This window comes from Mesorhizobium sp. M7A.F.Ca.CA.004.12.1.1, assembly GCF_003997835.1.
GTDB lineage: Bacteria > Pseudomonadota > Alphaproteobacteria > Rhizobiales > Rhizobiaceae > Mesorhizobium.
The window spans coordinates 1-9,240 of record NZ_RZRK01000180.1; the positions used below are offsets into that span (position 1 = coordinate 1).

The following is a 9,240-nucleotide window of genomic DNA, read 5'->3' on the forward strand; positions in this document are numbered from 1 at the left end:
CATTGACGGTTGTAGCCGGAGGGGCAGCGGGCGACTTCGCCAAGCCTCGGGCCGGATGGCCATCCGGCCCGAGGCTCAATCGCTTCCATCGCACATAATCATCTCGTGCAGATACAAGGGGCGGCGCCGACGCTCGGAATTGGCCATTCCGACGAAAACTGAAAACTAGACCAGTTCCTCGCTGTGGCGGATATCGACACCATACTCCGCAGCCGAATCCAGCACCGTATGCCAAAGGCTTTCGGCGAAGGTCGCAAACACCAGAAGGTTGAACACCGCCTGCCCATCCGGCCGATCGCCGCCGCGCCAGAGCGTGACGCTGGTGTGATCCATCGATGTCGCGGCGGCGGCGCCAACCGGGAACGTCGTTGGGTGCAAGTCGATCGAAGACAGTTTCGCCAGCATGGTGCGTGCCTTGACGCCCGAAATGCTGATCAAGACCCGTGCATGCGACTGATCCGACAGCGAGGCGGAGCCGGAGAATGCCGGCGTCAACGTCTGCGTCGTGTGCTTGCCGCCGTTTGACAGAACGAAGAACTGATCCGGCCCCGACCAGATCAGCGTGGCATCCGGAGTCTGTACCGCCTTCGGCGCATCCGGTGGCACCGCGCCGAAACGGGCCCTGGCCGCTTTCGCCAGATCAGCCCCTTGGCCGCGCCTCGCCATGATCTGGATCAGGTCAAAATTGCGGATCTCGGTCAGCGAGACGCCGGCCTCGATACCGCGTGCACCATGCACGCCGGCAACAAGCGCCTTTTCAAGGGGACTGCGGGGAGCCCAGGAAAAATCAACCACGCTGGCGCCCTCCATCCGGATCGTAGAAGACGGGATTGCAGAGTTCGACATCGTAGTCTTCGCCGCGCAACGGGTCATGCCCATGCACGATCTCGCCGATGCGTTCGCGGCCGCGTTCGACAAGCGCGAGCCCGATCCACTGATCCGACGTCGGCGAGAAGCAGACCGAGGTGACATAGCCCTGGTCGTTGCCGGGGCCGGGTGTCTGTCCCTTCGGGATGATGTGCGCACCGGAGCGCAGCCGGCGTGCCTTGTCCGTCGGCTTGATGCCGACGACGACCTGCCGGTCCGGGGCTACCAGCGCCTCGCGTCCGGCCATGACGCGGCCGATATAGTCTTTCTTGGTCGACATCATCTTGCCCAGGCCAAGATCGGCCGCCGTCGTCGTGCCGCTCAGTTCCGGTCCGGCGATGTGGCCCTTTTCGACGCGCATGACGCCGAGCGCCTCGGTGCCGTAGGGCGTCACGCCGAATGGCGCGCCGGCCAGCATCAGATTGCGCGCCATGGCATCGCCAAAGCGCGCCGGCACTGAAATCTCGAAAGCCATCTCGCCTGAGAACGAGATACGGAACAGCCGTGCCCTCAGGCCCCCGCGAAGTGCTACTTCGCGCGCGCCCATGAATGGAAAGCCTTCGTTGGAAAGGTCTTCGGCCGGGTCGACGATTTCCCTGAGCAGGTCGCGTGTCTTCGGCCCGGCGATCGAGAATTGCGCCCACTGGTCCGAGACGGAAGTGAGCTGCACGTCGAGCTCCGGGAACAGCACCTGGCGGCAGAATTCGAGATGCTGCATCACCAGCCCGGCCTTGGCCGTGGTGGTGGTCAGAAAATAGTGGTCCTCGGCCAGCCGCGATGTCGTGCCATCGTCATAGACGATGCCGTCCTCGCGCAGCATCAGCCCATAGCGCGCCTTGCCAACGGCGAGGCTGGAGAAGGTGTTGATGTAGACGCGATCGAGAAAGGCGCCGGCATCGGGGCCGTGCACGTCGATCTTGCCGAGCGTCGAGACATCGCAGAAGCCGACGCCGCCGCGCACCGCCTTGACCTCGCGGGTCACCGATTCCAGCCAGTCCTTCTCGCCGGCGCGAGGGTACCATTGCGCACGTTTCCACAGGCCGGTGTCGACGAAGATTGCGCCCTGTTCGGCCGCCCAGTGGTGCGACGGCGTCAGCCGCGTCGCATGAAACGTCTCGTCGCGATGATGACCGGCGAAGGCGCCGATGGCGACCGGCACGTAAGGCGGCCGGTAGATTGTCGTGCCGGTCTCGGGGATCGAACGGCCGCTGACCGCGGCCATGATGGCAAGGCCGGCGACATTGGAGGTCTTGCCCTGGTCGGTCGCCATGCCGAGCGTCGTGTAGCGCTTCAGGTGCTCGACGGATTCAAAGCCTTCGCGTTGCGCCAGTTCGATGTCGGAGGCGGTGACGTCGTGCTGGTAATCGACAAACGCCTTGCCCTTGCCGGCGACGTGCCATAGCGGCGTCAGCGAGAATGCCTCGTCGTCGGCGGCAGGCGCGATACCCACTGTGCCGCTATGTCCCGTGTCACGCGCCGCTGCCGCGCCGGCGGCAAATCCCTCGCTCAGGCAGGCGCCGAGGCCGAAATCGCCATTGGCGGCACCCGCGGCGACCATGCCTGGAGGCGCGCCGTCCGGCACGAAGGCAGATATGTCGTTCTGCCATTTCGGCCGGCCACGATGGTAGGAAGTCAGCCCGACAGCCGGGTTCCAGCCGCCAGAGACCGCGAGGCCGTCCGCTTCGACCTCGGCGCGCGCGCCACCGGTCAGCGAGACCGCGATTTTCCTGACGCCATCCTTGCCGCCATCGACGCCGCTGACGGAACCATGCAGCACCGGGAAGCCGCCCTTGGAGGCCAGCGAACGATGCGCTGGCGACACTTCGGACCGTGCATCGATGACCGCCGCGATCTGCAGGCCGGCCCCGAGTGCAGTCTCGACCGTGCGCCAGCCATCCTCATTGTTGGTGAACAGCGCGAGGCGCTTTGCCGGTGTCGCCGCATAGCGCGCGACATAGGTGCGCATGGCGGACGCCATAATAACACCGGGCGTGTCGTTGCCGGCAAAGACGATCGGCCGTTCGATGGCGCCGGCCGCGACGACGCAGCGCTTCGCCACGATCCGCCACAGCCGCTGTCGCACCTGATGCTGAGGCGGCGAGGGCAGGTGGTCGTTGACCCGCTCGATCGCGCCATAGGCGCCGCCATCGTAGACGCCGAATAGTGCCGTGCGGGTCATGATGCGGACGTCCGGCATATCGGCCAATTCAGCCAGCGTCCGCGACAGCCATTCGGCGGCCGGAACACCATCGATCGTGCCGCCATCCGACAGCAGGCGGCCGCCGGGGACAACATCCTCTTCGCACAGGATGACGCGGGCGCCAGCGCGGCCGGCTGCCAATGCCGCGGCCAAACCGGCCGGACCTGAACCGGCGATCAGCACATCGCAATGCGCCCATGCCTTGTCGTAGTGATCGGGATCGGCGATGCCTGAGGCACGGCCGAGGCCGGCGGCGCGGCGGATCGCCGGCTCGTAGATCGCTTCCCAGAATTTCGCCGGCCACATGAAAGTCTTGTAGTAGAAGCCGGCAACGAAGATCGGCGCGAACAGCTGGTTCACCGACATCAAATCGTGGCGCAGCGACGGCCAACGGTTCTGGCTGGCGGCCTCGAGCCCGTCATAGAGTTCGGCTGTCGTCGCCTTGGTGTTCGGCTCGCGCCGTGCGCCGGTGCGCAGCTCGACCAGCGCGTTGGGTTCTTCCGAACCAGCGGTGAGAATACCGCGCGGGCGATGGTATTTGAATGAGCGGCCGACCAGCTTGACGCCGTTGGCGATCAGCGCGGAGGCGAGCGTATCGCCCTGGAAGCCGGAGAAAGCCTTGCCGTCGAAACGGAAGTTCAGTGGCACCGAGCGGTCGATGAGACCGCCATTGCCGAGCCGATGGGATTGGCTGGAAGTCACGATTGCCGACCCTTCGTCGCTTCGATGTCATGCGGCAGCGTCGAGCCGCCCCTCATCGCCCTGCCGGGCACTTCTCCCCGTATAGTGACGGGGAGAAGGACGCTCTCGTCCACGATTTCGCTAATCATCAACGCTGCAGGAATAGCAGCCAGGTCCCTCTCCCCGTCTCTATACGGGGAGAGGATGCCGGCAGGCAGGTGAGGGGCGGCGCTGACTTGCACAAGAAAATTCATTTCGCGACCTGCCTCGCACCCACGCCAGCCGCCGGCTCAACGGCGGAAATCTCATGCGTCAGCGTGTTGCGGGTGACCTTCAGCCAGGCCCGGCAACCGCCGCCATGGTACCAGTGTTCGCTGGTCTGTCCGGCGACGTTGTCGCGCAGATAGACATAGTTGAAGACCTCGTCTTCCGAGGCGTCGGCGACCGGCCGCACCGGCTTGGCGTCGCCGAGATAGGTGAACTCGCCGAGTTCGCGTTCGCCGCAGAAGGGACAGACAATGCGCATGCTGTTCTAGACCGCCTTCAATGCAGGTTCGGTTGGGCGCCTTGGCCCTTTTCGTCGATCATGGCGCCGGTACGGAACCGGTCGAGACGGAACCGAGCGGCTTCTTCGTGCGATTCGTCGCGCGCCAGCAGATGGGCAAAGACAAAGCCGGAGCCTGGTGTCGCCTTGAAGCCGCCATAGCACCAGCCGGCGTTGAGATAGAGCCCGTCGACCGGCGTCTTGTCGATGATCGGCGAACCGTCCATCGACATGTCCATGATGCCGCCCCACTGGCGCAGCAGGCGCACGCGGCCGATCATCGGCATCAGCGCCATGCCGCCCTCGCAGACGTCCTCCATGACAGGCATGTTGCCGCGTTGGGCGTAGGAATTGTAGCCGTCTATGTCACCGCCGAAGACGAGGCCGCCCTTGTCGGACTGGCTGACGTAGAAATGGCCGGCGCCGAAGGTCATGACACCAGGGATGAGCGGCTTGATCGCCTCGGAGACAAAGGCCTGCAGCACATGGCTTTCGATAGGCAGGCGCAGGCCGGCCATCGCCGCGACGCGCGACGAACTTCCGGCGACCGCCATGCCGACCTTGCCGGCACCGATCTTGCCGCGCGATGTCTCGACGCCGGTCACCTTGCCATTGGCGTCCCTGACGAAGCCGGTGACTTCGCAATTCTGGATGATGTCGACGCCGAGTTCGCTCGCCGCATGGGCATAGCCCCAGACCACCGCATCGTGCCGCGCCGTGCCGCCGCGCCGCTGCAAGAGCCCGCCTTGCACGGGAAAGCGCGCATTGTCGAAGTTCAGGAACGGGATCATCTTCTTGACGGCAGCGAGGTCGAGCAGTTCGGCGTCGATGCCGTTGATGCGCATGGTGTTGCCGCGCCGCGCATAAGCGTCGCGCTGTGCGTCGGAGTGGTAGAGGTTGATGACGCCGCGCTGGCTGACCATCGCATTGTAGTTGAGGTCCTGCTCCATCCGCTCCCACAGCTTCATCGACAATTCGTAGAAGCCGGTGTTGCCGGGCAGGCCGTAATTGGAGCGGATGATGGTGGTGTTGCGGCCGGCATTGCCGGAGCCGATCCAGCCTTTTTCGAGTACGGCGACATTCTTGATGCCGTACTCGCTGGCGAGAAACCAGGCGGTGGCAAGCCCGTGGCCGCCGCCGCCGATGATCACCACGTCGTAGCGATCCTTCGGCGTGGCGTCGCGCCAGGTGCGTTGCCAGTTCTTGTGGCCGGACAGGGCGGCGCGGGCGAGCGAAAAGATCGAATATTTCATCAGTTCATTCCGAGGTCGCTCGCGTCACGCTGGTGGTCAGATATCCAGCGTGTGGTCGCGCTCCCATTGCGTGAAGTGCGAAGCATAGGAATTCCATTCCTGGTGCTTCAGCTTTAGGTAGGCCGACGAGAATTCCTCACCCAGCGCCGCCTTGAGCGATTTGTCCTTGTCGAACTCGCGCAACGCGTCGAGCAGGTTGAGCGGCAGTTTTGGCGCGCCCTTCACCGTGTGCCCATGCTGGTACATGTCGATGTCGTAGCGCTTGCCGGGATCTGCCTTGGAGCGGATGCCGTCGAGGCCGGCGGCGATGATAACCGCCTGCAGCAGATAGGGGTTGGCCGCCCCATCCGGCAGTCGCAGTTCGAAGCGGCCCGGGCCGGGCACGCGCACCATGTGGGTGCGGTTGTTGCCGGTCCAGGTCACTGTATTCGGCGCCCAGGTCGCGCCCGAAATGGTGCGCGGCGCGTTGATGCGTTTGTAGGAATTGACCGTCGGGTTGGTGATCGCGGCCAGCGCCGAGGCATGCTTCATGATGCCGCCGAGGAAATTCCGGCCCTTGGCCGACAGGCCGAGCTCCATCGATTTGTCGGCGAAAACGTTGGTCTTGCCCGATTTATCCCAGACCGAGATATGGGCATGGCAGCCATTGCCGGTCAGGCCCTGGAACGGTTTGGGCATGAACGTCGCGCGCAGGCCATGCTTCTCGGCGATCGACTTGACCATGAACTTGAAGAAGGAATGCTTGTCCGCGGTCGCCAGCGCGTCGTCGAAGGCCCAGTTCATCTCGAATTGGCCGTTGGCATCCTCGTGGTCGTTCTGGTAGGCGCCCCAGCCGAGCGCCAGCATGTGGTCGCAGATCTCGGCGATGACGTCATAGCGACGCATCACCGCTTGCTGGTCGTAGCAGGGCTTTGAGGCCGTGTCGTATTCGTCGGAAATCGTCTTGCCGTCGGGCGAGATCAGGAAGAACTCGGCCTCGACGCCGGTCTTGACGTGCATGCCGTCGCTGGCGGCTTCCGCGATCAGCCGCTTCAGCGTGTTGCGCGGCGCCTGGTCGACCTCCTTGTCGTCCATGATGCAGTTGGCCGCGACCCAGGCGACTTCCGGCTTCCACGGCAGCTGGATCACCGAATCCGGATCCGGCACCGCCAGCATGTCGGGATGTGCCGGCGTCAGGTCCAGCCAGGTGGCGAACCCGGCAAAGCCGGCGCCATCCTTCTGCATGTCGGCGATCGCCTGTGCCGGCACCAGCTTGGCACGCTGGCCACTGAACAGGTCAGTGTAGGAAATCATGAAATATTTGACGTTTTTCGCCCTTGCGAATTCTGCAAGATCAGTTGCCACGATAGTTCCCCATTTTTATCGATTGTTGTTCCCGAGTATGCGGGAGTCGGCCCTTCGTTGATTAGAAGCCGTTCTTCCCCGGTATCCAGTTGGTGCCGGCCAGCGGCACGCCGGCCATGGCGGCTGCCTCGATCGTCAGCGCGACGAGGTCCTCGGGTTCGAGATTGTGCAGGCTGTTCTTGCCGCAGGCACGCGCGATGGTCTGCGCTTCCAGCGTCATCACCTTGAGGTAGTTCGCCAGCCGGCGCCCGGCAGCCACCGGGTCGACCCGCTTCATCAATTCGGGGTCCTGCGTGGTGATGCCGGCGGTGTCGCGCCCCTCGTGCCAGTCGTCATAGGCGCCGGCGGTGGTGCCGAGCTCGTTATACTCCGCCTCCCAGCGGGGATCGTTGTCGCCGAGCGCGACAAGGGCAGCCGTACCGATCGAGACCGCGTCGACGCCGAGCGCCAGCGCCTTGGCGACATCGGCGCCGTTGCGGATACCACCGGAGACGATCAGCTGCACTTTGCGGTGCATGCCCAGATCCTGCAGCGCCTGCACCGCCGGCCTGATGCAGGCAAGCGTCGGCATACCGACATTTTCGATGAACACTTCCTGGGTGGCGGCGGTGCCGCCCTGCATGCCGTCGACGACAACGACATCGGCGCCGGCCTTCACGGCAAGCGCGGTGTCGTAGTAGGGCCGGGCGCCGCCGACCTTGACGTAGATCGGCTTTTCCCAGTCGGTGATTTCGCGCAGTTCCAGGATCTTGATCTCGAGATCGTCGGGTCCGGTCCAGTCGGGATGGCGCGAGGCCGAGCGCTGGTCGATGCCCTTGGGCAGCGTGCGCATCTCGGCGACGCGGTCGGAAATCTTCTGGCCAAGCAGCATGCCGCCGCCGCCCGGCTTGGCGCCCTGGCCGACGACGACTTCGATCGCATCGGCGCGGCGCAAATCGCGCGGGTTCATGCCGTAGCGCGACGGCAGATATTGATAGACCAGCTGCTTTGAATGGCCGCGCTCTTCCTCGGTCATGCCGCCGTCGCCGGTGGTGGTCGAGGTGCCCGACAGGGTCGCGCCGCGCCCGAGTGCCTCCTTGGCGGGGCCTGACAGCGAGCCGAAGCTCATCCCGGCGATGGTGATCGGGATCTTTAGCTCGATCGGCTTCTTGGCATGGCGAGAGCCGAGCACGACTGATGTGTCGCAGCGCTCGCGATAGCCTTCGAGCGGATAGCGCGAGATCGATGCGCCGAGGAACAGAAGGTCGTCGAAATGCGGCAGCTTGCGCTTGGCGCCGGCGCCGCGGATGTCATAGATGCCGGTCGCTGCGGCACGGCGGATCTCGGAAAGCGTGTAGTCGTCGAAGGTCGCGGATTTGCGCGGCGTCGTCGGCGGGTTGCGATAGGTCATGCTGCCTCAATACGCGTCGGCGTTGTCGATATTGAAATTGTAGAGCGTGCGCGCCGAACCGTAACGCTTGAACTCCGACGGCTTGACGCCGGTGATGCCGGCACGGTCGAGCAGGCCTTGCAGCAATTCCAGATGCTCGGTCCGCATCTCCTTGGCGATGCAGTCGGCACCGAGGCTTTCGACCTTGCCGCGCACGAAGAGCCGCGCCTCGTAAATGGAATCGCCCAGCGCGTCGCCGGCATCGCCCAGCACCACCAGATTGCCCGACTGCGCCATGAAAGCCGACATATGGCCGATATTGCCGTGGACGACGATGTCGATGCCCTTCATCGAAATGCCGCAGCGCGACGAGGCGTTGCCTTCGATGACCAGCAGGCCGCCCTTGCCGGTGGCGCCGGCATATTGGCTGGCGTCGCCTTTGATGGTGATCGAGCCCGACATCATGTTCTCGCCGACGCCGGGGCCTGCCGAGCCATGCACGGTAATGGTGCTGCCGGAATTCATGCCGCCGCAGTAATAACCGACGCTGCCGCGCACATCGATGGCAACAGGCTGGTCGACGCCGACGGCGACCGAATGGCTGCCTTTCGGGTTCAGCACTTCCCATGCCGTTTCGTTCGAGCCCGGCGCCAGATTGTGCAGCGCCTGATTGAGTTCGCGCAGCGACAGCTGGTCGAGATCGAAGACCCGAGGATCGTGTGCCGCAGTCTTTGAAAGCGTGGTTGCGGGCATGAACTCAATGCTCCCAGAAATAGACGGTTGCGGGCTCGGGTTCCCAGACCCTCGCATTGTCTATGCCGGGCAGTTTGGTCAGCGCGCGATATTCCGAGCCGAAGGCGACATACTGGTCGGTTTCGGCCATGACAGCGGGCTTGCAGGCGATCGGGTCGCGCACCACGCCAAAACCGTTCTTGGTGCCGACGACGAAGGTGAAGAAGCCGTCTAGGTCGGAGAGCGTGCC

The 9,240-nt window shown here is 64.4% G+C and carries 7 protein-coding genes and 1 pseudogene; all 8 read right to left on the minus strand.

The window, feature by feature from the left end; genetic code table 11:
- Nucleotides 1-165: 165 nt before the first annotated feature.
- Nucleotides 166-795, minus strand: coding sequence for a sarcosine oxidase subunit gamma family protein (locus tag EN984_RS12040; RefSeq protein ID WP_127269576.1), 630 nt, complete (start codon nucleotides 793-795; stop codon nucleotides 166-168).
- Nucleotides 788-3,769 carry a sarcosine oxidase subunit alpha gene (locus tag EN984_RS12045; RefSeq protein WP_127269577.1) on the minus strand — a complete coding sequence of 994 codons (2,982 nt, stop codon included), beginning with the start codon at nucleotides 3,767-3,769 and terminating at the stop codon, nucleotides 788-790. The genes EN984_RS12040 and EN984_RS12045 overlap by 8 nt, the downstream gene beginning before the upstream one ends.
- 229 nt (nucleotides 3,770-3,998) lie before the next feature.
- On the minus strand, nucleotides 3,999-4,274 hold the full coding sequence (locus EN984_RS12055; RefSeq protein ID WP_127269579.1) for a sarcosine oxidase subunit delta: 276 nt from the start codon (nucleotides 4,272-4,274) through the stop codon (nucleotides 3,999-4,001).
- A gap of 17 nt (nucleotides 4,275-4,291) precedes the next feature.
- Nucleotides 4,292-5,545 (minus strand): sarcosine oxidase subunit beta family protein, encoded by a 1,254-nt coding sequence (locus tag EN984_RS12060; protein WP_127270293.1) that lies wholly within the window; start codon nucleotides 5,543-5,545, stop codon nucleotides 4,292-4,294.
- Nucleotides 5,546-5,581: 36 nt separating this feature from the next.
- Complete coding sequence (glnT, locus tag EN984_RS12065) at nucleotides 5,582-6,889, minus strand: type III glutamate--ammonia ligase (RefSeq protein WP_127270291.1); 1,308 nt, start codon at nucleotides 6,887-6,889, stop codon at nucleotides 5,582-5,584.
- 61 nt (nucleotides 6,890-6,950) lie between these two features.
- The gene (locus EN984_RS12070; RefSeq protein ID WP_127383757.1) at nucleotides 6,951-8,279 is read right to left on the minus strand and encodes an FMN-binding glutamate synthase family protein; all 1,329 of its coding nucleotides are present in this window, start codon (nucleotides 8,277-8,279) and stop codon (nucleotides 6,951-6,953) included.
- A 6-nt stretch (nucleotides 8,280-8,285) separates the two neighbouring features.
- Nucleotides 8,286-9,011, minus strand: coding sequence for a GXGXG domain-containing protein (locus tag EN984_RS12075; RefSeq protein ID WP_027036064.1), 726 nt, complete (start codon nucleotides 9,009-9,011; stop codon nucleotides 8,286-8,288).
- A gap of 4 nt (nucleotides 9,012-9,015) precedes the next feature.
- A pseudogene (locus EN984_RS12080) lies at nucleotides 9,016-9,240 on the minus strand (glutamine amidotransferase); the annotation flags it as partial.

What these genes read in the sequence shown, in the direction of transcription:
- EN984_RS12055 (WP_127269579.1), bottom strand. Translation starts at nt 4,274, where the DNA reads ATGCGCATTGTCTGTCCCTTCTGCGGCGAACGCGAACTCGGCGAGTTC.
- EN984_RS12060 (WP_127270293.1), bottom strand. Translation starts at nt 5,545, where the DNA reads ATGAAATATTCGATCTTTTCGCTCGCCCGCGCCGCCCTGTCCGGCCAC.
- EN984_RS12070 (WP_127383757.1), bottom strand. Translation starts at nt 8,279, where the DNA reads ATGACCTATCGCAACCCGCCGACGACGCCGCGCAAATCCGCGACCTTC.
- EN984_RS12075 (WP_027036064.1), bottom strand. Translation starts at nt 9,011, where the DNA reads ATGCCCGCAACCACGCTTTCAAAGACTGCGGCACACGATCCTCGGGTC.